This window comes from Micromonospora sp. NBRC 107095 (assembly GCF_030269705.1).
Taxonomy (GTDB): Bacteria; Actinomycetota; Actinomycetes; order Mycobacteriales; family Micromonosporaceae; genus Micromonospora; species Micromonospora parva.
On record NZ_BSTU01000001.1, the window covers coordinates 2,210,008 to 2,233,652 of the forward strand.

The following is a 23,645-nucleotide window of genomic DNA, read 5'->3' on the forward strand; positions in this document are numbered from 1 at the left end:
CGCCCCACCCCTGCCTCGCTGATCATGAAGTTATTGCGCTGACACGCCGTGTCCGGTGGCAATAACTTCATGATCACCGGGGCGGGGCAGAGGATTGACCGTCCACTGTGGAGGGCGGGGGGTGTTACGGGGATACTTCGGGCACGTTTCATCGATAGTCTTGACAGGGGTTGTTAGCGATAACACGATGGCCTTCACGCCGCTCTCGCGTTTGGAGCTCGTCTTGGTCGTGTCGATCGGATCGCGTGTCCTGACCTCCTCCCGCACCACTCCTGCGAACAGCCTGAACGCCCTCGCACACCACACCCGGCACGCGCTGACCCGACTGGTGTCCACAGTGCTGCCGCGTCCACTGCGCCCACTGTGCGCGTTCGCATCGGCGGCCACCCTGGTCGCCGCGAGCCTGGTGGTCACCCCGGCCGCCGCGCACGCCGCCGACGGCTGGTCGCCCCGGTCGTCGTACACCTCGACCGACACCGGCGCCGGCACCTACTCGGTGCCGCTGCTCAACGCCGACGTGCCGGACATCAGCGTCGAGCGCGTACCGGCCGCCGAGAACGACGAGGGCCGCGACCTCTACTACATGATCAGCACGACGATGCACCTGAGCCCGGGTGCGCCGATCATGAAGTCGTACGACCTGGTCAACTGGGAGATCGTCAACTACGTCTTCGACCGGGCGAGCATCGGCGACTCCTTCTCGCTGCGCAACGGCCAGAACTCGTACGGCCAGGGCCAGTGGGCGTCGTCGCTGCGCTACCACGACGGCACGTTCTACGCCGTCTTCAACACCAACAACCTCAGCGGGGCGTACCTCTACCGCACCGACGACATCGAGAACGGCCCGTGGCAGCGCACCGCCCTCGGCCGGGGCCTGCACGACCCGTCGCTCTTCTTCGACGTCGACGGCACGCCGTACATCTTCTACGGCTCCGGCGGCACCAGCGCCGTCCGCCTCAACGCCGACCTGACCGCCATCGCGCAGGACTACCCGAACATCTTCACCGCCAACAACTACGCCGGGCAGCCGTTCATCGGCGGCCTGTTCGAGGGCGCGCAGGTCTACCACATCGACGGCTGGTACTACGCCGTCATCATCACCTGGCCGTCCGGGCAGGGACGCCAGGTCGTCATGTTCCGGTCGAGGGACCTGCTCGGGCGCTACACCTCGGCCGGTGGCGTCAACACCTACGAGGCGCGCGGCGTGCTCAACTCCAACGGCTTCGCCCAGGGCAGCCTGGTCCCGATCAGCCGCGCGGACGGCCGGACCGACTGGCACGGCATGTTCTTCCGGGACACCTTCCCGATCGGTCGGATCCCGGCGCTCATCCCCGCCACGTGGCAGGACGGGTGGCCGACCTTCGGCACAGGCGGGGTCGTGCCGGTCAACGGCCTGTTCGACAAGCCGATCCGGCTCAGCCCGGCGGAGGAGACGTTCGAGCGGCAGAAGAGCCTCGTCGCCTCGGACGACTTCGCCAACGACGCGCCGCACCGGGCGTACCAGGACGAGCAGTGGACGGTCCCCGCGCCGCTCGACCCGGCGGAGATCGCCCCCAACGGGTCGCGGCTCGACCTGGCGTGGGAGTGGAACCACGCCCCGGACAACCGGTACTGGTCGCTCACCGACCGCGACGGCTGGCTGCGGTTGACGGCCGGCAGCGTCGTCACCGGCCAGTACGTCTACACGAAGCTGTCCAACCGGGCCGAGCTGGCGTGGTTCGAGGAGGCTCGCAACACGCTCTCCCAGCGGACGTTCGGGCCACGGCAGTCGGTCCAGACCCGGATGGACATCAGCGGGATGCGCAACGGCGACGTCGCGGGCCTGGCGGCCTACAACCGCGGATTCTCGTACGTGGCGGTGAAGCGCGTCGACGGCGTCAACACCCTTGGTGTGGTGAACCGGTCGCAGCCGTTCGCCGTCGATCTCGACCAGTCGACGCTGGAGAACTTCGTGGCGGGCACGACGGTGCCGCTGGGCGACGCCACCGACGTGCACGTGAAGGCCGACCTCGACTTCGCCTCGCCGGTGGGCCAACTGTGGACGACGTTCTACTACAGCCTGGACGGGGTCCAGTGGACCCGGCTGGGCAACCGCGTCGGCCCGCAGGCGCTCGACGGCAGCCTCGCGCACTTCATGGGCCACCGGGTCGGCCTGTTCACCTACGCGACCCAGGAGGCCGGTGGCCACGTCGACTTCGACGACTACCTGCTCAGCGACGTGCTGACCGCGCAGGGCCGGCCGCTGGACACCACCGCGCTCGACGCGGCCATCGCCCACGCGCAGACGCTCGACGCACGCCACTACCCGGCCGACGCCTGGGCCACGACGCAGGCCGCGCTCGCCGCGGCGAACGCGGCACGTGCCGGTCACCTCGGCACCCAGAACGAGATCGACGCGCCGGAGCGGGCGCTGAGTTACCACCTGGCCCGACTCGCGGTGCTGGCCGCACTGCCCGCCACGGCCACCGCCCAGGTGCGCTGCCTGGGCGGGAAGACGTACGTGGCGGTGCAGGCGCGCAACGACTCGACCGAGCCGGTCGAGATCAGCGTGCAGACCCCGTACGGGAACCGGTCGTTCGCGGCCGTCGCGCCGGGAGCGAACGTCTACCAGTCGTTCAACACGCGTGCGGCGTCCGTGCCGGCCGGCACGGCGACGGTCCGGGTCACCGGCACCGTCGCCGGTCACGACGTGAGCACCGTCCACTCCACGCCGCACCCCGCCAACGCCTGCGGCGGCTGACCCCACCACGAGCCCTCGGCTCATCGACCAGCACCACCGGCGACCGGCCGGGCGGCGCGGAACAGCGGACCTGTCCCGCGCCGCCGGCCACGGTCAGCCGGTGGTGACGGCCGACCCCAGATGTCCGGACCACCCACCGATCCCCCGTACACCGATGACCGCACGTCAGAGATGAAGGAGGATGTCTCGTGGAACAACGACTGCGACGGGCGACCCGAGGACGGGTCGCAGCGCTCGCGACAGTCGGCCTGCTGTTGGCCGCGACGTTCGGGACCGGGTCGGTCCCCGCCCAGGCCGCCGACACGAACCTCGTCGTCAACGGCGGGTTCGAGGACGGCCTGGCCAACTGGTTCGTCAACAACGGAAACGCCTCCGACGGCGCCCAGTTGTCGGCCACGTCCGATGCCTACTCCGGCGCGACCGCCGCGCTCGTCACCAACCGGGCGACCACCGGATCCGGCCCGATGCAGGACCTCAGCGGCAAGGTGCAGGCCGGTCAGGCGTACACCCTGACGGCCCGCATCAAGTACGCGAACGAGAGCGGACCGGCCACGAAGCAGTTCTTCGCCACCATGCACTACGGCGGTGGCACCTACACCAACCTGGTCAGCGTGACGGCGACGAAGGGTCAGTGGGCACAGTTCAGCGGAACGTTCACGATCCCGGCGACGCAGAGCGTGTCGACGGCACGCCTGTTCTTCGAGACCCCGTGGACGAGCACCCCGTCCACGGACCCGGCACTGCACCTCATGGACTTCACGCTCGACGACGTGTCGGTGGTCGGCGCCGCGCCGCCCGCCCCGGCGTCGAAGACCATCGAGGTCGTCGGCAAGCTGCCCGGGGAGCACAACCCGTTGATCGGGCACAAGTTCGGCGCCGACGGCTTCGGTCTCGTGCACGACGGTCGGGTCTACATGTACATGACCAACGACACCCAGGGCTACGCCCCGAACCCGACCACCGGTGTCTCGCCGGGGATCAACTACGGCGACATCAACCAGATCACGGTGATCTCCTCCGAGGACCTCGTGAACTGGACCGACCACGGTGAGATCCAGGTCGCCGGCCCGAACGGGGTGGCCCCGTTCACCGCCAACTCGTGGGCACCGGGCATCACCAAGAAGGTGGTGAACGGGGTGGAGAAGTTCTTCCTCTACTACGCCAACGGCGGTGGTTCCAGCAATGTGATCACGGGCGCGTCGCCGCTCGGCCCGTGGACCAGCGAGCGCACCAGCACGCTGATCGACGGCCGTACCCCCGGTGCCGAGGCCGTCGCGTGGAAGTTCGACCCGGCGCCGTTCGTCGACGACGACGGCCAGCCGTACCTCTACTTCGGTGGCGGCCCCGCGTCGACGAGCATGCCGCCGGCCGAACGCTTCAACAACCCGAAGAACATCCGGTCGATCGAGCTCGGCGACGACATGGTGTCGACCGAGGGGACGGCCGCGGTGGTCGACGCCCCGGTCGCCTTCGAGGCCGGGCACGTCTTCAAGCGTCAGGGCAAGTACTACTTCTCGTACTCCTCGCACTTCGGCGGGAACGACTTCGGTGGTAGCCAGCAGCCCCTTCCCGGTTACCCGGGCGGTGGGCAGATCGGCTACATGATCTCCGACGGCCCGATGTCGTGGCCGAAGGAGGCGTACGCCGGTGTGCTCTTCCCGAACCAGTCGCAGTTCTTCGGTGCCGGCACCGGCGGCAACAACCACCAGTCGGTGTTCGAGTTCGGTGGCAGGTACTACTTCACCTACCACGCCCCGACTCTGAACAAGCGCATCAACGGCAACACCACCCAGGGGTACCGCAGCCCGCACATCCAGGAGTTGACCTTCAACCCGGACGGCACGATCCAGCAGGTCGTCGGCACCTACGCCGGCGTGGACCAGGTCCGGGACTTCGACCCGTACCGCGTCTTCGAGGCCGAGACCTTCGGCTGGAGCAAGGGCGTCGCGACCACGAAGGTCGACGGCGGCTCCGCCCAGTTCGGTGGTGCGGCACCGAACCTGGTGGTCCGCGACATCGACAACGGGGACTGGACGGCGCTGTCCTCGGTGAACTTCGGGGACGGCGGCGCGCGCAGCCTGACGGCGCGGGTGCGTGCGCTGGCCGCCGGCGGGCAGGTCCAGGTCCGGCTGGACGACGTCAACGGTCCCGTCGTCGGCACTGTCGCGGTGGACACGCCGGTCGGACAGTGGGCCGAGGTGAGCGCCGAGCTCACCGGCGTCAGCGGTGTGCACGACGTCTACTTGACCTACACCGGCCCGGCCGGCGCGGACCTCTTCGAGATCGACACCTGGGCCTTCCAGTCGGCCGCCGTCGACCTGCCCGCGACGGTCACCGCGTCGACGCGGTGCGTCGGTGGCACGGCGTACGTGGCGGTGCAGGCGCGCAACGACCATGACGCGCCGGTGGGCGTGAGCATGGAGACGCCGTACGGCAAGCGGTCCTTCGCGGCGGTCGCGCCAGGCGCGAACGCCTACCAGTCCTTCACCACCCGGGCCGGGTCGGTGCCGGCGGGTTCGGCGACGGTCCGGGTGACCGGGGCGATCGGCGGGCAGGACGTGACGACCGTCCGCACCGTGCAACACCCCGCCGGCACCTGCGGCGGATAACCCCTCATGGCAGAGAACGGAGATCACATGAACACATACAAACGGCGGCAGCTGCTGGCGGCCTGCTCGGTCGGCGCCGTGCTGACCGGGGCGGCGGTGCTGCCGTCGCCCGCGCTGGCCGAGCCCGGTGACGACGCCAGCGTGCGGGTCACCGTCGACATCGACGAGATCAGGGAACCGGGCGTGCTCGCCCTGTCGATCGCCGGCGACGCCGTCGCGCTCTCCGAGGACGGCTCGACCCTGCTGGTACGCCAGTTCGTCGGCACGCTGCCGACGGTGACGGTCACCGACACCCGGGTCGCCGACGAGGTGCCCGACGGTGCCAGCTGGGCGGTGCTCGGCAGCGCGACCGACTTCACGGGCGCCGCCGGTCAGGCGCCGATCACCGCCGACCACTTCGGTTGGAAGCCGCGCCTGCTCGACGGCGGCGAGACCGGCCTGGTCACCGAGGGCGAAGAGGTGGTGACCAGCCTGGACGAGCCGACCCAGCCGGGCAACAATGTCGGCCTTGTCGATCAGGAGCTGTTGGTCTCGGCCTTCGACTCCACTGCCGTCGCCAGCGACTCGTACTCGGTCAACGCCGACCTGTACCTGCGGACCCCCGCTGAGGTCGCCGCCGGCGAGTACAGCTCCACCCTCACACTCTCACTGTTCGAGTAGTGGCCTGGGCGGGGGCCCGGACCGGGTCCCCGCCCAGCCCCGTGCCGAAGGGCCGCCTGAATGACCGTCACCCCCCTGCGCCGGGCGCTCGTCGTCCTCACCGTCGCGTTCCTCACGGTTGCGGCCACGCCGGTCGCGGCGGCGGCGGAGCCGGACCCCAAGGCCCTGACCTGGACGGTCCAGCCGGCCACCGCGAGTGGCCCGGACCAACGCCGGTGGATCACCGCCAGTCTCGACCCGGGGCAGGCCGTGACCGAGCACCTGGCGGTCCGCAACTTCAGCCGCACCGCCGTCACGTTCGCCCTGAAGGCCGCCGACGGGTACCTCACCGACAAGGGCCGCTTCAACATGCTGTCGTCCGACCGGCCCTCGGTCGACGGCGGCACCTGGATCGACGTGCAGGAGAAGGTCACCGTCGGCCCGAACGAGACGCGGGTCGTGCCGTTCACCATCACGGTGCCCGGGAGCGCCACACCGGGCGACCACCCGGCCGGCATCGCCGCGACCGTCAGCAGCGCCGGAGGCACTGTCACCGTCGAGAGTCGGGTCGGGTTCCGGGTCATGCTGCGGGTCAACGGCTCCGCGCGGGCGGCCCTGGCCGTCCGGGGCCTCGACGCGACGTACTCCCCGTCGTGGAATCCCTTCGCCGGTGGCACGGTGCGGGTCCGCTACACCGTCGAGAACGACGGCAACGTCTGGGTCAGCGGAACCGGTCGGGTGGCGATGTCCGACCTGCTCGGCCGCAGCAGCCACGACGCCACCAGCGCCGTCGACGAGTTGCTGCCCGGCGGCAGCCGGACGGTGCGGACCCGGGCCGACGGCGTGTGGGCCCTGGGCCGCCTCCGCACGACCGTCACCACGTCGCCGGCGCTGCTGGGCGACGGCCAGGCCGGGGCCGACCTCCGCCCGGCCTCCGCCACCGTCACCACCTGGGTCGTACCGTGGGCGCAGCTCGCACTGCTCGCTCTGCTCGTCGGCCTGCTCCTGGGGCTGCGGGCGGCGGCCCGGCACCGGCGGCGTCGACTGGCCGGCCTGCTGGCCCGCGCCCGGCAGGAGGGCCGGCGGGAGGCTCAGGAGTCCGTGCTCGTCGGGGGCGCGGCCACCGCTGGCGAGCCCGACCCGGGCGACGCCCACCGGTGACCCGTCGACGCGAACGGATCGCGCCGTCGGGTCGCGGCGTGGCGTCGCCCGGCCCGCGCCCCTACGGCTTGGCCTGGTCGAGCAGCCAGCGCAGGATGCCGGCGTCCTCGTAGGTCGGCCCGAACGCCGCGTGGTAGTCCGGCACCGAGAACGCGGCGTCGGCGTACTCGGTGTAGCGCACCAGGTCGGCGGCCTGCTCGGGCGTCTTACCCCGGGCGGCGTACGCCTGGCGCAGCACCGCCGTGGAGTTGCGCGCGCCGGAGACGTTGAGCAGGTGGTCGTGCTCGCCGTGCGTGATCCACACCGGCACCTCGGCCGCCGCGATGGCGCTCGCCTGGGTGGCGTTGACCGGGAAACCACCGGTCACCAACCCGCCGGCGAACAGGTCCGGACGCTTGGCGAACGCCTCCCAGAGCAGCTGCGAGCCGTACGACACGGTGGTCGCGTACACCCGACGGGTGTCCACCGCGAACTGGTCGGCGAACTGATCGAGCAGTTTGACCAGCAGATCCGCCTCGGCGGCCCCACCGACCCGCTGGTGCTGCGGCGCCAGGACGATGACGTCCTCGGAGGTGCCGGTCCATTGCGGTTGGAGCCACGCGGTCGCCGGGATGTCGGCGGCGAGCTGGACACCGAGATTGTCGCCGTCCCAGCCCATTCCGTGACCGGGCAGGACGACCATCAGCGGGTACGTGCGGCCCGGCTGGTAGTTCTTCGGCAGGTGGTAGTGGTACGGCAGCACCATTCCGCCGCTGAGGAACGAGCCGTAGGTGAACTCGTCGACCAGGTGGTTGACCGGCTTCGCGGTGACCGGTCGGGACTCGCGCGGGGTGGCGCGGGCGAGCACCGGCCCCTTGCCGGCCCCTCGACCGGGCTGGGCGTGCACGTCCTCGCGTTGCACGACCCGGGTGGGCAGCTCGGGGTTGACCTTCACGGTGCAGAGGAACGTCGGGCACTTGGAGACGATGACCGTCGAGCCGCCGGTGTCCGCGGGGTCGAGTTCGACGATGACGTACCTGCCCGGCGTCGACCGGTGGTCGTCGCGGGTGTCCGGTGCCGAGTTGGTGTAGGTGCGGGTGACGGTCCGCTCGGCGAGCTTCGGCAGGTCCTCGATGGGGTTGAAGCGGAAGTTGTAGATGGTGTCGCTCACCGAGAACGTGTCGGTGTCGAGGGTGCGGGGGTTGACTGTGGCCCCGTACTCGATCGCCACCGCGGAGACCTTCTGGCCGTACGTGTGGACGGTGGTGATCGGGGTGATGCTGCGGATTCCGTCCGGGGCGCCGGGGTTACCGCTCGCGCTGCCGTACGCCGTGCCGGAGGCGGTGGCCAGGACGACGGCGGTGGCGAGCGGGATCAGTCCTTTTCGCAGTCTCATGCGGGTCCTTTCTCGGGGGTGGTGCGCTCAGTCGACGGGCCTGCCCGGGAACGGGAGGGGACGGGTCGAAGCGAGTCGGTCGCTAAACTGATTTAGCAGAGCATCGGTGGCGGGTCCGGCGCTGTCAATACCGCGCGTGCGCCAACCCGCGGACCGGGGCCGGCGAGCCCCCGGCCCGCTCGTCCGACCGGCCCGGCGGCACTGCAACAAACCTGCAAGCGTCAGCTATTGCCTTCAGGGAAACCGCTTTCCTACGATTGCGTTACATCGATGTTTCGATTAACGGTCGGGCGAGTGGCGCCACCCGGAGCGCCCCGCTCACCCGACTCATCAGTGCTTTCACCTGGGCGTGAAAGATCTCGACGAGATTCTGACGATTGACTGCCGTCAATTCCTGAATGGCGTCCGTCGGCAGGTGTGATCGCGGTGTCCGTCGAGTCGGAACCTGGTACGAGACGAATGCGAAGGTGAGGCGACATGAGACGACGAGTCGTGTTGCGGCGTCGGGCGGTGCTTGCCGCCGCGGCCGTGCTGGTCGCGGTCGGGGTGACAGTGCCGACCCCGCAGGCCTCGGCGGCGGTCGGCAGCGCCACCGGCTACGCCACCCAGAACGGCGGGACCACCGGCGGCGCGGGCGGGCAGACGGTGCGGGCCACCACCGGCACGGCGATCCACGCGGCGCTGTGCGGTCGGCCCAGCAGCAGCACCCCGATCACCATCGAGGTCAGCGGGACCATCAACCACGGCAACACCAGCAAGGTGTCGGGGTCGAGCTGCAACACCGCGGCGGGCGTGATCGAGCTCAAGCAGATCAGCAACGTCACCATCATCGGGGTCGGCAGCGCCGTCTTCGACCAGCTCGGCATCCACATCCGGGACTCCAGCAACATCATCATCCAGAACGTGACGGTGCGGAACGTCAAGAAGTCGGGCTCGCCCACCTCGAACGGTGGGGACGCGATCGGCATGGAGAGCACGGTTCGCAACGTCTGGGTCGACCACGTCACCCTGGAAGCCTCGGGTGGGGAGTCCGAAGGGTACGACGGCCTCTTCGACATGAAGGACAACACCCAGTACGTGACGCTGTCCTACAGCATCCTGCGCAACTCCGGTCGCGGCGGCCTCGTCGGGTCCAGTGAGAGCGACCTGTCGAACGGCTACATCACGTACCACCACAACCTCTACGAGAACATCGACTCCCGGACGCCGCTGCTGCGCGGCGGTGTGGCCCACATCTACAACAACCACTACGTGAGCCTGCGCGAGTCCGGCATCAACTCCCGGGCCGGTGCCAGGGCCAAGGTGGAGAACAACTACTTCCGCGACTCCAAGGACGTCCTGGGCACCTTCTACACCAACGAGCGTGGCTACTGGCAGGTCGGCGGCAACATCTTCGACAACGTGACCTGGTCCAGCGCGGGCAGCGAGAACTACCCCGCCGGCCCCAACCCGACCTCCACCACCACGGTCGGCATCCCGTACCCGTACAGCCTCGACGGGGCGAGCTGCGTGCCGGAGATCGTCCGCCAGACGGTCGGCGCCAACACGGGCCTGAAGGTGTCGAACGGCAGTTGCTCGCCGCAGACCCCGCCGCCCACCACCCCGCCACCGACCACGCCCCCGCCCACCACCCCGCCGCCCTCCGGTGGGACCAACCTCAGCCTCGGCGCCGGCGCCGACGGCTCCAGCAAGGCCAGCGGGACCAGCTACGGCAACGTCCGCGACGGCGATCTGAGCACCTACTGGTCGCCGGCCGGGTCGACCGGCACGATCTCGATCAAGTGGGGCTCGGCGACCCGGGTGTCCCGGGTGGTGATCCGCGAGCCGTCCGGCACCCAGGGCTCCATCGGGTCCTGGCAGCTGATCAACAACGACAACGGAGCGGTCCTGGCCGCTGGCAGCGGGGCCGGAACGATCACCTTCTCCGCGACCTCGTTGAGCAAGATCAACTTCAAGATCAACAGCTCCGGCGGTACGCCACGAGTCGGTGAGTTCGAGACGTACGCCAGCTAGCGTGCGTCGTCGCGGGCGGGGGCGGCAGAGCACGCCGCTCCCGCCCGCGGGCGTCCGTCACGAATCAGTCGACGGCAGGGTGTCCATGAAGGAGCTGACCGAGAAGACCGCTCGCCCCGGCCCGGCGGGGCCGTACCCGGGCGGGCTGGAAAGACCGTGCGCCTCCATCGTCGCCCGGTAGACCTCCAGCAGGCGGACGTGGTATTCGAGCGGCGCGCCCTGCGGGTTCGTCCGGCCGAGCGGGGTGGTGGGCTCCGGGCACCAGGTGGTGAACCGGGGCGTGATCCCCCGGGACATGAAGTAGTTCAGCCCCTCGGCCGTGGAGGCGATCGCCTCGTCGACGCTGGTGAAGCCGTGCGGGGCGGCCATCTCGACGCCCGCCACGAAGTTCGGGATCACGTTGCGCGGGCCGAACACCTCGGCGGAGTCGAGGATGCGCCGGTGCCACTCCTCCCGACCGACGTAGCGCTCCTTGCCCGGGCAGTACAGCTCGAACAACCGCTTGTCCCACACCTCGTAGTTGGGGTGGTAGATGCGGATCCCGTAGTCGTGGAACCGCTGCACATCGGCTCGGGGCAGCGCCTGGGCCACCACCTTGCCGATCCAGCGGCCCGGAAAGCGCTCCTCGATCGCCTGCGCGTACCGGCCGTAGAAGTCGGCCTCGGCCAGCCCGTTGACCTGCGAGGTGATGCTGCCGCCGGTCAGCGTGTACGCCTGCGACGCGCGGTCGGTGTCGTGCCGGTTGATGATCTCCAGGGCTTCAAGGACCTCGTCGACGGGCTTGACCCCGGTGTAGGGCCGGCCCGCCTGCTTGTGCTGCCGCCAGTTGTGGTTGATGTCGCAGTACTGGCACTCCTCCTTGGCGCCGAAGTACTGGCAGACCCGGAACGCGGTGAGGTAGATGAGATAGCCCCACTGGATCGTCGGGGCGACCTCCATCACCGACTTGCCGTTGGCGAGGGTGTGGCGGTAGTACGCCGGCATCGGGGGCAGCCCGACATCGGCGATCGGCCGCCCATCCAGGAACAGGCGCAGCCGACCATCGCCGTCGGTGCCGACCCGGTACGGCGAACTGGGGTTGGTGCGGACCGAGACGACGGTCCGCCGCAGCTCGTACGGACCCCCGGTGAGCACGATCTCCTCCGGCGGTCGGCGCAGCGCGGCCGTCCCCAACTCCGGCAGCGTCCGGTGGTCGAAGGAGAAGATGAAGTACGACTTCGGCTTGACGTCGCCGTGCTCGTTGTCGGTCAGTGCCGTGTCGTCGAAGGCGAGCCCGCCCCGCAGCAGGTCCTCCTTGAGGACCGCCTCCCGCGGCACGTGTGGGAAACGGCTCATCAACTCTTCGACGAGGTCGGTGCGCGACGTCATGCGGTTCCTCCCGAACGTGGTACCCCGAACCGGGTGGCCTGCGCCACCCGGTACCGGCTGCTCAGCTCTGCTTGGTCTCCCAGAAGATCTTCGAGATCTCCTCGATCTTGCCGAGGAGCCGCTCGGCGACCGCCGGGTCCGCGGCGCCCTTCGCGCCGCCGGCACCCGCCAGCTTCGTCGCCTCGTTGAACAGGCCGTGCAGCTGGGGGTACTTCTCGAAGTGCGGCGCCTTGAAGTAGTCGGTCCAGAGGACCCAGAGGTGGTGCTTGACCAGCTCGGCTCGCTGCTCCTTGATGAGCAGCGAGCGGGTGCGAAACTCCGGGTCGTCGCTGGCCTGGTACTTCTCGGAGATCGCCTTGATCGACTCGGCCTCGATGCGGGCCTGGGCCGGGTCGTAGACGCCGCACGGCAGGTCGCAGTGGGCGCTCGCGACGGTACGCGGGCGGAACGGGCGGGGCAGGTGCATCAGATTCCCTCCGACGACAGGTTGAGGTGCCGGACGGGAGGTTAAGACCTCAACCGCACTTCATGTCAAGGTCGCGCCGTCGTCTGGCGTTGCTTCCGGACGAGGGTCAGCAGGGCGGCGTGTGTCCGCTGGTCGGCGGCGACCACGAGACCATTCCCACCGGCGTGCAGCGGTTCGCCGTCGAGCGCGGTGACCACGCAGCCGGCCGCCTGGCAGAGCGCGACTCCGGCCGCGAAGTGCACGCTGCGGCTCAGGTCGTGACGGTCCGTCAGGTAGGCGGCGCGGCGACCGGCGGCGACCCACGCCACGGCCAGGCTGGTGGAGACCACCCGGGGGTGGAACCGCTCGATGAAGTCCTCGTCGGCGAGCATCCGGGCGGCCAGGAAGACGTCCCGGCTGGGGAACGGTGGGTCGAGGTTGACGTCGACCAGCCTCGACTCGGCCGACGGGACAAGACGCTCGTCGGTGCCGGCGAGGCGGACGTACGCGGCACCGCCGTCGGTCCAGAACACCTCACCGCTGAACGGGTCCGCCGACGCGGCCACGGCGCAACCCGTCCCGGTGAGCAGCGCGACGTTGACCGCGACCAGCGTGGTGCGGGCGGCATAGTTCAACGTGCCGCAGAGCGGGTCGACAAGCCAGGTGCGTCCGTTGTCACCAGTGCCCGTGCGCCCGCTCTCCTCGCCCACCACGACGTCGTTCGGACGAGCCTCGCGCAGGACGCCGAGGATGGCCTCCTCCGCCTCGATGTCGACGGTGGTGGCGAAGTCGTTTCCGATCTTCATGAAGCGGGTCAGCGGCGACCCGTATCGCGCGCGGACGACAGCCGCGCCGGCCTCCGCCGCCGCGATGGCCACCGCGTGGTCGGTGATCGGCACGCGTTACTCCGGCAGTTCGATGATCGCGGACTCACTGACCACCGCGATCATGATCATCGGGGCGTCACCGTCGCACTGGTTGACCGAGACCGCCACCCAGCGGCCGTCGGCCGCGATCGGACCCCAGACCGTCAGGTCGCCGTAGCAGTCCATGTCGCTCAGAGACTGGAACAACGCCGGCATCGGCGTGCCGGCCTGCTTGCGGAACAGCGGTACGTGCATGGACACCCTGCGGTGCGGGCCCCAACGGCGGTCCAGCTCACCGACGACGAGAGCCAGTTTCGCCGTGGCGGCTTCCTCGGCGTCGGTCCAGTCGGTGCCGTACACACCCGTGAGGTCGTCGCCCTCCCAGATCGGAATGATCCGGAAGCCCGCCCCGCGGGTGCCGGTCCACTCCCCGGTTGCCGGGTCTCCCTCGCTGACCGGCTCGCCGTCCGTGGGCAACTCTGCGGCGAGCAGCGACTCGACGTCTGACACGGCCCGACCGGTGTCGAACGCCTGACCTGCCTTGGCCGTCACCGGGCTGCTCGTGTCGCCGCTGGTCGCCTGCGCCACATCGTCCGCACGGTGCCTCCCTCTCCTCGCAGGCCCCGATCATCGCTCACCTCGGGTCGGTCGGGCCACTGCGGTCGCCCCGATCCAGGCGGTTGCCGGGACGATCAGGAAACCGCTGCCCGCACCAGCTCGGTGATCTTCTTCTCCACGGCGGGGCTCCACTTCTGCAGCGCGTACGACGCCGGCCACATGTCGCCGTCGTCGAGGTTGGCGGTGTCCTGGAAGCCCAGCGTCGAGTACCGGTAGTTGAACTTCCCGGAGTCCTGGAAGAAGACCACGATCTTGCCGTCCGCGTTCGCGTAGGCGGGCATCCCGTACCAGGTCTTGGGCGCCAGGTCCGGGGCGGCGGCGGTCACCGTCACGTGGACGCGCTCGGCGAGCGCCCGATCCTCCGGCTCCATCTGCGCGATCCGGTCGAGGACCGCCTGGAGCCCGTCGGCCTTCTTGGCGCCCTTCCTGCCCTCGGCGCGCAACTCGGCGGCGCGCTCCTTCATCGCGGCGCGCTCCTCGGCGGTGAAGCCGTCGGACTCGGTGGTGGTCTTCGTGGACATGTGTGGTCTCCTTCTCGTCGTCCGGTTCGGCGTGCCGCCGGCCGTTCTGGGAAAAGGCTAGGCCGGACGCCGGCCTCGGGGCTTCTCGATTCCTGATCGGTACGGAGCACCGCCGACTGCCCGAATCGTCACGTTTGCTGGTCTAACGGATTGCTGGCTAGGTTGACGGACTCGTCAGGACAGTTCCATGGGGGGACCAGGCATGAGCACCACCGCCGACCGGTTGGCGAGGGCGTACTCCGACGCCATCGGGACACTCTGCCGGGTGACACCGAAGGGCTGGTACGCCGAACGCGGCACCGCTCGCGCGGGGGTCACCCGCACCGGCGTCGCGTCGCTCAACGGGGTCTTCGATCTGACCACGGACCCGGACCTCGGCTCGCTCGACGAGTTGGCGACCGAGGTCGCCAGGCAGGTTCCGTACTGGTCGATCATCGTCCGGGGTGAGCCCAGCGCCGGGATCACCGACCTCGGGGCCCGGCACGGGCTCACCGAACGCAGCGCCCTCCCGCTGATGGCCTGCGCCACCGACGCCATCGAGTTCCGGACCGGCTCGACCCAGCAGACCCTGGTACGCCGGGTCGGCGCCGCCGAGAGCGACACGTACACCGATGCCTTCGCCGAGAGCTTCGAGGCGCCCGTCGGTGCCTTCGGCTCGCTGATGGGCGGCGCGGTGCTCGACACCGACGGCGTGACCGGCTATCTGGCCGAGGAATCCGGCCGTCCGGTCGGCACCGCCCTCGGCATGCGGGCCCCCGGCGTGATCGGTGTGTTCAACATCGGCGTCGTACCGTCCGCCCGGGGTCGTGGCCTCGGCCGGGCGCTCACCGAAGCGGTGCTGCGTGACGGCATCGCGGCCGGCGCGGACATCGCCTACCTGCACAGCAGCCCGATGGGCCGGCCGCTCTACGAGTCGATGGGCTTCACGCTCGTGCAGAACTGGACCATGTTGACGGCACGACCGAGCGACGCGTGACGGGGGAGAAGGCCATGAGCTTCAGTGAGAACGTGCGTTCGGCCTTCCGACGGGGCGAGACCGACGCCGTGGTGCGGATGAGCGAGGCCGAGATCGAGCGGGCGCGGGCGGCCGGCGACCCGGCAGGTGAGGTGGAGGCCCGCTACAGCCTCGCCCGGGTCGCCATCCGCGGCGGCGATCTGGCGGGCGGGGAGGCCCGGGCGCGGGAGGCCCTGGCGGTGGCGCTGCGCTCCGGCGACCGCGCCCTCGAGGAACGGCCGAGGCACGTGCTGGCCGGCGTCGCGCGGATGTCCGGCGACCTGGTTCGGGCGCGGGAGCTGTACCGGGAGAGCATCGCGCTCAACGAGACGCTCGGCCAACCCAAGACTGTCAACTCCGAGTATCACAACCTGGCGTTCTGCGAGCTGGGGCTGGGCAACCTCGACGTGGCGCGGACACTGTTCGCCGAGAACCGCGAGCGGGTGTTCGACAACGGCTGGGCCGACTTCGTGCCGTACGTCTGCGTCGCGGGCGCCGCGCTCGCGACCGCCGAGGGAGATCACCTGCGGGCGGCGCGGATGATCGGCGTCGCGGATGCCGCGTTCGCGGCGCTCGGTCAGGTGCCGGACCCGGACGACGCGGCGGACCTCGCCCGGATGCGCGCCGCCGCGATCGGAGCGCTCGGCCCGGCCGCGTTCGACAAGGAGTACGCCGAGGGCCAGCGCCTCGACCCGCGAACAGCCTTCGGGTACGACAACCGCTGATCGCACGCGCCGCGCGCCCTCGCGCTCTGCGCCCCCGCGCTCCGCACCCCGCGCCCAAGATCCGCGCAACTTCCCGGATAGTGCTGCCTCCGGAGCGCGTGAGCCAGCAACATCCCTGATGTTGCGCGGATCTTGTGTCGCGCGGATCGTGGCGACGCCCGCCGGGAACGCTCGCAGGACGACTAGGACGGCTCTCGGGCAGCGGTGACGACCCGTCCCCGCTCCGACTCCGGGAAGCGGTCGAGCATCGCGCGGACCTCGTCGGCGCTCACGTTGGCGCCGAACAACTCGCTGCCCGGTTCGAGTCGTACCCCCTCGGCCAGCGGGCCGGCGACGACCGGATCGAAGCCGAGCGCGTCCACCAGTGTCGACACCTCGGTGAGGTCGGCGCTGTCGTCGCCTGCGATCGCGATGGCCTTGCGCCCGGCCGCCCCCGCCGGTCGGGCCTCGTCCTCCAGGTCGTGATAGCCCATGTGGTTGAACGCCTTCACCACCCGGGAGCCGGACAGGAACGCCTGGACGATCTCGCTCGACGAGGTACGCGGGTCGGTGAGGTCGTCGCGGATGCCGTCGATCTCCCACCAGTAGTTCATGGCGTCGACGACGAGCTTGCCGCGCAACGCCTCGGCGGGGATGCTGCGGTGCTTGCCCAGGGGTAGGGCGAGTACGACGATGTCGGCGTCGGTCGCCGCGTCCAGCGCGGTGGTGGCCTCGGCCCCCGGGGCGAGCACCTCGACGGTGAGGGCGATCTTCGCCGGGTCGCCGGAGCCGGCTACCCGTACCCGGTAGCCGGCGGCGACGGCGAGCCGGGCGAGGACGGTGCCCACCTTGCCGGCGCCGAGGATGCCGAGGGTGGTGGGCCGGCTTCGATCGTTGTCGGTCATGTCGTCCTCTCGCGGGGAAGTGGCGGTCAGGCGAGCAGTTCGCGGACCATGGGGATCACCTTCGAGCCGTACAGTTCCACGGCGCGCATGCGGGCGCTCGCCGGCTGCGCTCCGGCCGAGTAGATGAGGTCGAACCGGCCGACGCCGAGGCTGCGGATCGCCCGGGCCATCCGGCGGGCCACCGTCTCCGGTGAACCGATGTAGAGCGAGCCGTTCTCCACCTCGGAGTCGAACTCCTGGCGGCGGATCGGCGGCCAACCCCGCAGTTTGCCGATCCGGTCCCGCATGATCCGGTAGTGCGGCCAGTAGATCTCCTTGGCCTCTGCGTCGGTGTCGGCGATGAAGCCGGGCGAGTGCATCCCGACCGGGTGCGCGGTCGTGCCGAGTTGCTCGGCGGCCCGGCGGTAGAGGTCGATGTAGGGCGCGAAGCGGTCGGGGGCGCCACCGATGATGGCGAGCATGAGCGGAAGCCCGTACTGGGCGGTGCGGACGACCGACTGCGGCGAGCCACCCACGCCGACCCAGGTGTCCAGGCGACCCGACTCGGTCTTCGGGAAGACGTCGGCGTTCTCCAGCGGGGCACGCAGGGTGCCGCTCCAGGTGACCGGTTTCTCGTCCAGCAACTTCACGAACAGGTCGATCTTCTCCTCGAACAGCGTGTCGTAGTCGCGCAGGTCGTAACCGAACAGCGGGAACGACTCGGTGAACGAGCCGCGGCCGAGGATGACCTCGGCCCGGCCGTTCGACAGCGCGTCCACGGTGGCGAAGCGCTGGAACACCCGCACCGGGTCGTCCGAGCTCAGCACTGTCACGCCGGAGGCCAACCGGATCCGTGAGGTGCGGGTGGCGATGCCGGCCAGCACCGTCTCCGGTGTGGAGACGGAGTACTCCGGCCGGTGGTGCTCGCCCAGGGCGATGACGTCGACCCCGAGCTGGTCGGCGAGCACCGCCTCGTCGACGACCTGCCGGATCGCCGCCGCGTGGGAGACGAGCCTGCCGGCGTCGTCCTGCGGTACGTCGCCGAACGTGTCAAGGCCGAACAAGAGATCAGACATGGTTGGGCTCCTTCGCCAGCAGCTCCCGGACCCGTGGCGCGACCTCTCTGCCCAGCAGGTGGATGGTGCGCGCACGGGCCTCGCGGGGCAGGTGCATGATGTCGTACTTCAGGTCGAAGCGGCTCAGCCGCAGGTCGCGAGCGACAGTGGCGATCTTCTGCGCCACCGTCTCGGGTGAGCCGACGAACAGCGCCCCGTGGTCGATTTCCGCCTCGTAGCGCGCGCGGTCCGGTTTGTAGAATCCCCGTTCGGCTGCCAGGGCTGCCACGACCGGCTGCCAGTACCGCCACCACGTCTCCACCGCCTCCTCGTCGGTGTCCGCGACCAGGCCGAGGGAGTGCTGCCCGATTGGCGGCAGGGTATGCCCGAACTGTTCGAGCGCCCTGGTGTAGAGGTCGACGTGGCCGGCGAAGCGCTGCGGACGCCCGCCGATGATCGCGAGCATGAGCGGAAGTCCGTGCCGGGCGGCGCGGATGACCGAGTTCGGGCTTCCCCCGACGCCGATCCAGGTCGGGATGCCGCCGGAGCGCATCCGTGGGTGCAGCCGCTGCGCGGTGAGCGGGCTTCGTACCGTGCCGGACCAGGTGACCGGTTCGTCCTGTTGCAGCCGGAGGAAGAGGTCCAGCTTCTCCTCGAACAACCGCTCGTAGTCGGCCAGGTCGTAACCGAACAACGGGAACGACTCGGTTGCCGAGGCGCGGCCGAGGACCACCTGGGCGCGGCCGTTGGAGACGGCGTCGAGGGTGGAGAACTCGTGGTAGAGCCGTACCGGATCGTTGGTGCTGAGCACGGTGACCGAGGTGCCGAGACGAATTCGCTCGGTCGCCGTCGCGGCCGCCGCCAGCAGCACGGGTGTCGCCGAGTCGTTGTGGCCCTCGCGGTAGTGCTCACCGACGCTGAACACGTCGATTCCGGCCGACTCGGCGAGCCGTGCCTCGTCGACGAGTAGCCGTACGGTCTCGGCGTCGCTCAGGGTTCGGTCGCCGTCGGTGGCGACCTCCCCGAACGAGTTCAGCCCCAGCTCGAAGTCTGCAGCTGCCATCGTCTCCTCCTCGGTGCTCAGCCGGCGAGCTGCGGAAGCAGACCTACCGGTTGACGTGTCAATGATGCTAACTTTGCGATTGACACGTCAATTCCCAGGAGAGTGAGATGACGGACGCCACACCGGCCCGGCGGGGACGCCAACTCCCCACCGCCGACGAGCTGCGGATCTGGCGGGACTTCATCGAGACGACGACGGCGCTCGGCTCCCGGCTCGAGTCCCGGTTGCAGAGCGACTCCTCGCTCTCGACGGGCGACTACGCGGTGCTCCTCGCCCTCAGTGAGGCGCAGGGTCAGTCGATGCGGTCGTCCGAACTCGCCGCGCACATCGGGTGGGAGCGGAGCCGCCTCTCGCACCATCTCGGGCGGATGGAACGGCGTGGCCTGATCCGCCGCCAGGAGTGCGCGACGGTGCCCCGTGGCGCCGAGGTGCTGCTCACGACGGCCGGCGCGGAGGCGTTCAGGGGCGCCACCGTTCCGCACCTGCGCGCCATCCGCGAACTCTTCGTCGACGCCCTCACCCCGGACCAGATCGTCGCGGCGGGCGAGATCGCCACCGCACTGCGAGCGCGCCTCGACGTCCTGCGCGCGCGATGACACGCCTGGCTGCCGGGCCGGCAATGTCGCATCCATAACTGCGAGTGTTCGAGAGATTGCCGACAGCTACGCCAGGGTGGTCCAATCCTCCAGAAAGCCGCCACCCCGCCCATCCGCGGGGAACGGCGTCGGCCGCGCCGCCCGGGAGGTACGTCCATGAGCGAGACCGCCACCGCAGAAGCCCACCGGGTCAGGCCAGCGCGGTCCCGCCCGGGACGCACCGAGTCGGTGCTGCCGGAACTGCGGGAGATGTGGTGGGAGACGGGGGTGCGGGCGCGCGCCGAGGCCGGCGTCTTCGCCGTCTTCGCGGAACTACCCAGGCTCGTCTGGACCGCCCTCGGCATCAGTTGGCGCGCGGACCGGCTCCGTACCGGTGTGGTGGCCGTGGCCACCGTCGGCGCGGGGGTGATGGCGGCCTTCGGGCTGCTGGCCACGCAGCGGGTGCTGGTGGAGTTGTTCGCCGGCGGGCCGACACCGGACAAGGTACGGGCGGCGCTGCCCGCGCTGGCCGTGCTGGCCGCGACGGTCGCGCTCCGCGCCGGGATGGGCATCGCCACCGGGTACGCGCAGAACGGGCTGACGCCCCGGGTGAGCCGGGAGGTGGAGCGGGGCCTGTTCGAGGTGTCCACCGCGGTCCGGTTGGAGGCGTTCGACGCCGACGCGTTCGCCGACGACATGGAACGCGCCTCCCGGGGCACCGAGTCGACGATCGGGCTGGTGCAGGCGTCGATGAACCTGCTCGCCGGGCTGGCCGGCCTGCTCGCCGTGGCGGCTGCCGTCATCATCATCCATCCGCTGTTGCTGCTGGCACTGCTGGTCGCCACGGTGCCCACGGCGTGGGCGTCGTTGCGGGCCGGGCATCTGCGCTACCAGACGTACACCGCCGGATCGGTGCGCCGACGTCGACTGTGGCTGCTGCACAAGTTGATGGCCGAACGTGCCTCGGCACCGGAGCTGCGCTCTTACGGTCTGCGCCGGTTCCTGCTCGACCAGTACGACCGGGTGATGCGGGTGGAGACCGACATCCAGCTCGCCCTGGCCCGGCGCGTCACCACGACCACCACCGTCGGGGCGATCATCGGTGGCCTCGCCACCGGCACCGTCTACGCCCTGCTCGGGTTGCTGCTCCTGGACGGGCAGATCCCGCTCGCCGCGGCGGCGACCTGCGTCATCGCGGTGCAGTCCGCGCAACGGTCCCTCGCCATCGCGACCTTCCAGGTCGACCACGTCTACACCGAGGGGCAGCACTTCGGCGACTACACCGGCTTCATGACCCGCGCCGACGCCTACCTGCCGGGCAACGCCGACGCCGAAGCCGGGGACGCCCCGGACCGGCTGCGGGAGTTGACGGTCAACGACGTGAGCCTGCGCTATCCCGACCGGGACACCCCGGCCGTCGACGGCGTCACGTTGACGATCACCGCCGGGCAGACGGTCGCGTTCGTCGGAGAGAACGGCTCGGGCAAGACCACCCTCGCCGCGATGATCGCCGGCCTGCGCGTGCCCACCGCCGGCCGTATCGAGTGGAACGGCCGCCCGTTGTCGGAGCTCGACGTCGACGGGCTGCGGGCCCGGATCGCGGTCGTGACGCAGGAATACCACAAGTGGCCGTTCACCGCGGCCACGAACATCGCCATCGGCGACGTCGACAGCGAGGCCCGGCAGGATCGCATCGAGGCCGCCGCCGGCCGCGCGGTCGCCCACGACATGATCAACGACCTTCCGCACGGGTACGAGACACTGCTCGACCGGACCTTCGCGCGCGGGCAGGACCTCTCCGGTGGGCAGTGGCAACGCATCACCGCGGCCCGCGGCTTCCTGCGCGACGCCGAACTGCTGATCATGGATGAGCCGTCCTCCGCGCTCGACCCCCGCGCCGAGGACGCCCTGTTCCAGGCCATTCGGGACCGCAGAGGTCGCGCCACCACGATCCTCATCACGCACCGGCTCGCCAACGTCCGGCACGCCGACCGGATCTTCGTCCTGCACCACGGCCGACTGGTCGAGGCCGGCTCACACGCCGACCTCGTCGCCACCGGAGGCCGGTACGCCGAACTGTTCGCCCTCCAGGCCGCCGGCTACGACGCGAACCTGACCGACGGCAACCGGCCCGCCCCGACCTCCCACTGAGGACCGTCACCGCCGGTCCGCAGGTCAGGCCTTCTCCCGTTCCCCATCGAAGGGCTAGGCTTCCGCGCATGTCGGGGTGGCGCGTCCGGACGGCGAACACGGCCCTGGTGCTCGTGGTCGGCCTGATCGCCCTCGTGGGCCTGGTGGTGCAGTCGCGCGGCATCGACACCACCGCCGAATGGGCGGCCCTGCCGGCGGTGCTGCTCTCGTCCGCCGCGCTGTCCGTCCGCCGGCGTCACCCGGTGCCGGTGGGCGTCGTGGCGCTGGCCGCCGTCGGCGCGTACGGGGCGCTGTTGCACCGACCCGGTCCGATCATGCTGGTGTTCGTCGTGGCGCTCTACACCGTCGTCGACGAGGGGCACCTCGCGGTGGCCATCGGGCTGGGTCTCGCCTCGGTGGTCGCCTTCGCCGTGGCGGACAGCTACAACCGGTCCCCGAACAGCATGAACGGGGCGACACTGCTGCACGCGGGATGGCTCGTCGCGGTCATCGTCGGGGTGACCCGCAACCGTCGCGCCTACCTCGCCGAGGCGCAGGCCCGAGCGGCCGCCGCCGAGCAGCGGATGGAGGAGGAGGCCCGGCGGCGGGCCACCGAGGAGCGGCTGCGCATCGCCCGGGAACTGCACGATGTGCTCGGCCATCACCTGTCACTGATCAACGTGCAGGCCAGCGCCGCGTTGCACCGGCCCGACCCGGTCCGGTCCGAGCAGGCCCTCACCGCGATCAAACAGACCAGCAAGGAGACGTTGAGCGAGTTGCGCGCGACGCTGGGCGTCCTGCGGCAGGACGCCGCGGAGGCGCCCGCGCCCGGTCTGTCCCGCCTCGGCGACCTGGTCAGGACAGCCGGTCGGCCGGAGTTGGAGATCCGCACCGAGGTGGCGGAGACCCGGTCGCTGCCGCCGGAGGTCGACCTGGCGGTGTACCGGATCGTCCAGGAGGCGCTCACCAACGTGGCACGGCACGCGGGTGCCACCACCGCCGTGATCCGGGTCCGGCCCGACCACGACGACGTGCTCGTGGAGGTCGAGGACGACGGCACCAGCCAACCGGGTACGCCGGGCAGCGGGATCGTCGGGATGCGTGAGCGGGCGCGGGCACTGGGCGGTTCGTTGAGCGCGGGATCGCAGCCGGACGGCGGCTTCCGGGTCCGTGCCCGACTGCCGGTCCGGCCCGCCCCGGCGGGGGACCGGGCATGATCCGGCTGCTGCTCGTCGACGACCAGACCCTGGTCCGCGCCGGTTTCCGGTCCATCCTGGAGGGCGAGGACGGCATCGAGGTGGTCGGCGAGGCTGCCGACGGCGCGGAGGCGGTGCGGCTCGCCCGGCACCTGCGGCCGGATGTCGTGCTCATGGACATCCGGATGCCCGGACTGGACGGCCTGGCCGCGACCGGGGAGATCGTCGGGAACTCCGACGCCCGGGTCATCATCCTGACCACATTCGACCTGGACGAATACGTCTACGGGGCGCTGCGGGCCGGCGCCAGCGGCTTTCTGGTCAAGGACACCGAACCGGCCGAGCTGATCCACGGCGTGCGGGTGGTGGCCCGGGGCGACGCGCTGATCGCGCCGTCGATCACCCGTCGGTTGATCGCCGAGTTCGCGGCCCGGGCCGGGCATCCCGACCCGGGGCCGCGTCTGAGCGTGCTCACCGAGCGGGAGCGGGAGGTGCTGGCGCTGGTCGCGGCCGGCCTGTCCAACGACGAGATCGCCGCGCGACTGGTGCTGAGCCCGGCCACCGCCAAGACACATGTCAGCCGGATCATGACCAAGGCGGCTGCCCGGGACCGGGCCCAGTTGGTGATCCTCGCCTACGAGTCCGGTCTGACCGTGCCCGGTTGGCTCACCCGCCAGTGACCACCGCCT

At 70.5% G+C, this 23,645-nt stretch carries 20 protein-coding genes; 11 read left to right on the plus strand and 9 right to left on the minus strand.

What is annotated here, in order from left to right; genetic code table 11:
* Positions 1-229: 229 nt before the first annotated feature.
* From QSK15_RS10330 to QSK15_RS10345, 4 genes are all read left to right on the plus strand, one after another.
* Positions 230-2,740 (plus strand): glycoside hydrolase family 43 protein, encoded by a 2,511-nt coding sequence (locus QSK15_RS10330; protein WP_285793942.1) that lies wholly within the window; start codon positions 230-232, stop codon positions 2,738-2,740.
* Positions 2,741-2,928: 188 nt separating this feature from the next.
* The gene (locus QSK15_RS10335) at positions 2,929-5,349 is read left to right on the plus strand and encodes a family 43 glycosylhydrolase (RefSeq protein WP_285793943.1); all 2,421 of its coding nucleotides are present in this window, start codon (positions 2,929-2,931) and stop codon (positions 5,347-5,349) included.
* A gap of 27 nt (positions 5,350-5,376) precedes the next feature.
* A complete protein-coding gene (locus QSK15_RS10340; protein ID WP_285793944.1) occupies positions 5,377-6,009 on the plus strand; it encodes a hypothetical protein in 633 nt (210 codons plus the stop codon).
* 60 nt (positions 6,010-6,069) lie between these two features.
* Complete coding sequence (locus tag QSK15_RS10345) at positions 6,070-7,149, plus strand: hypothetical protein (protein WP_285793945.1); 1,080 nt, start codon at positions 6,070-6,072, stop codon at positions 7,147-7,149.
* 61 nt (positions 7,150-7,210) lie between these two features.
* Here QSK15_RS10345 and QSK15_RS10350 read toward each other — a convergent pair whose 3' ends face one another.
* A complete protein-coding gene (locus QSK15_RS10350; RefSeq protein ID WP_285793946.1) occupies positions 7,211-8,524 on the minus strand; it encodes a hypothetical protein in 1,314 nt (437 codons plus the stop codon).
* A gap of 477 nt (positions 8,525-9,001) precedes the next feature.
* Between QSK15_RS10350 and QSK15_RS10355 the strand changes: the two genes are divergently transcribed.
* Positions 9,002-10,537 (plus strand): pectate lyase family protein, encoded by a 1,536-nt coding sequence (locus tag QSK15_RS10355; protein WP_285793947.1) that lies wholly within the window; start codon positions 9,002-9,004, stop codon positions 10,535-10,537.
* Positions 10,538-10,594: 57 nt separating this feature from the next.
* Here the strand turns inward: QSK15_RS10355 and QSK15_RS10360 are convergent, their stop codons facing one another.
* From QSK15_RS10360 to QSK15_RS10380, 5 genes are all read right to left on the minus strand, one after another.
* On the minus strand, positions 10,595-11,905 hold the full coding sequence (locus QSK15_RS10360) for a radical SAM protein (protein WP_285793948.1): 1,311 nt from the start codon (positions 11,903-11,905) through the stop codon (positions 10,595-10,597).
* A 61-nt stretch (positions 11,906-11,966) separates the two neighbouring features.
* Positions 11,967-12,371 (minus strand): superoxide dismutase, Ni, encoded by a 405-nt coding sequence (gene sodN, locus QSK15_RS10365; RefSeq protein WP_285793949.1) that lies wholly within the window; start codon positions 12,369-12,371, stop codon positions 11,967-11,969.
* Between the two features lie 65 nt (positions 12,372-12,436).
* Complete coding sequence (locus tag QSK15_RS10370) at positions 12,437-13,249, minus strand: inositol monophosphatase family protein (protein ID WP_285793950.1); 813 nt, start codon at positions 13,247-13,249, stop codon at positions 12,437-12,439.
* A 3-nt stretch (positions 13,250-13,252) separates the two neighbouring features.
* Positions 13,253-13,804, minus strand: a complete 552-nt coding sequence (locus tag QSK15_RS10375) for a hypothetical protein (protein WP_285793951.1) — start codon at positions 13,802-13,804, stop codon at positions 13,253-13,255.
* 104 nt (positions 13,805-13,908) lie between these two features.
* Positions 13,909-14,355: an iron chaperone gene (locus tag QSK15_RS10380; protein WP_285793952.1), complete on the minus strand. Its 447-nt coding sequence runs from the start codon at positions 14,353-14,355 to the stop codon at positions 13,909-13,911.
* 202 nt (positions 14,356-14,557) lie between these two features.
* Here QSK15_RS10380 and QSK15_RS10385 point away from each other — a divergent pair, with 202 nt between their 5' ends.
* A complete protein-coding gene (locus tag QSK15_RS10385) occupies positions 14,558-15,331 on the plus strand; it encodes a GNAT family N-acetyltransferase (protein ID WP_285793953.1) in 774 nt (257 codons plus the stop codon).
* Between the two features lie 14 nt (positions 15,332-15,345).
* The gene (locus tag QSK15_RS10390) at positions 15,346-16,074 is read left to right on the plus strand and encodes a tetratricopeptide repeat protein (RefSeq protein WP_285793954.1); all 729 of its coding nucleotides are present in this window, start codon (positions 15,346-15,348) and stop codon (positions 16,072-16,074) included.
* A gap of 182 nt (positions 16,075-16,256) precedes the next feature.
* Here QSK15_RS10390 and QSK15_RS10395 read toward each other — a convergent pair whose 3' ends face one another.
* From QSK15_RS10395 to QSK15_RS10405, 3 genes are read right to left on the minus strand one after another with little or no spacing between them, the layout of a single operon-like run.
* Entirely contained in the window at positions 16,257-16,958 is a 702-nt protein-coding gene (locus tag QSK15_RS10395; protein ID WP_285793955.1) for an NADPH-dependent F420 reductase, read from the minus strand.
* A 26-nt stretch (positions 16,959-16,984) separates the two neighbouring features.
* Entirely contained in the window at positions 16,985-18,013 is a 1,029-nt protein-coding gene (locus QSK15_RS10400) for an LLM class flavin-dependent oxidoreductase (RefSeq protein WP_285793956.1), read from the minus strand.
* On the minus strand, positions 18,006-19,055 hold the full coding sequence (locus tag QSK15_RS10405) for an LLM class flavin-dependent oxidoreductase (RefSeq protein ID WP_285793957.1): 1,050 nt from the start codon (positions 19,053-19,055) through the stop codon (positions 18,006-18,008). The genes QSK15_RS10400 and QSK15_RS10405 overlap by 8 nt, the downstream gene beginning before the upstream one ends.
* Positions 19,056-19,162: 107 nt before the next feature.
* On the opposite strand from QSK15_RS10405, the gene QSK15_RS10410 reads away from it, so the two are divergent.
* The 4 genes from QSK15_RS10410 (at position 19,163) to QSK15_RS10425 (ending at position 23,636) form a co-directional block, all read left to right on the plus strand.
* Positions 19,163-19,651 carry a MarR family winged helix-turn-helix transcriptional regulator gene (locus QSK15_RS10410; protein ID WP_285793958.1) on the plus strand — a complete coding sequence of 163 codons (489 nt, stop codon included), beginning with the start codon at positions 19,163-19,165 and terminating at the stop codon, positions 19,649-19,651.
* Positions 19,652-19,900: 249 nt separating this feature from the next.
* Positions 19,901-21,781: an ABC transporter ATP-binding protein gene (locus QSK15_RS10415; protein WP_285794379.1), complete on the plus strand. Its 1,881-nt coding sequence runs from the start codon at positions 19,901-19,903 to the stop codon at positions 21,779-21,781.
* 68 nt (positions 21,782-21,849) lie between these two features.
* Positions 21,850-22,977, plus strand: a complete 1,128-nt coding sequence (locus QSK15_RS10420; protein WP_285793959.1) for a sensor histidine kinase — start codon at positions 21,850-21,852, stop codon at positions 22,975-22,977.
* Positions 22,974-23,636, plus strand: a complete 663-nt coding sequence (locus tag QSK15_RS10425; protein ID WP_279518873.1) for a response regulator — start codon at positions 22,974-22,976, stop codon at positions 23,634-23,636. Before QSK15_RS10420 ends, QSK15_RS10425 begins: the two co-directional genes overlap by 4 nt.
* The last annotated feature ends 9 nt before the right edge of the window (positions 23,637-23,645 follow it).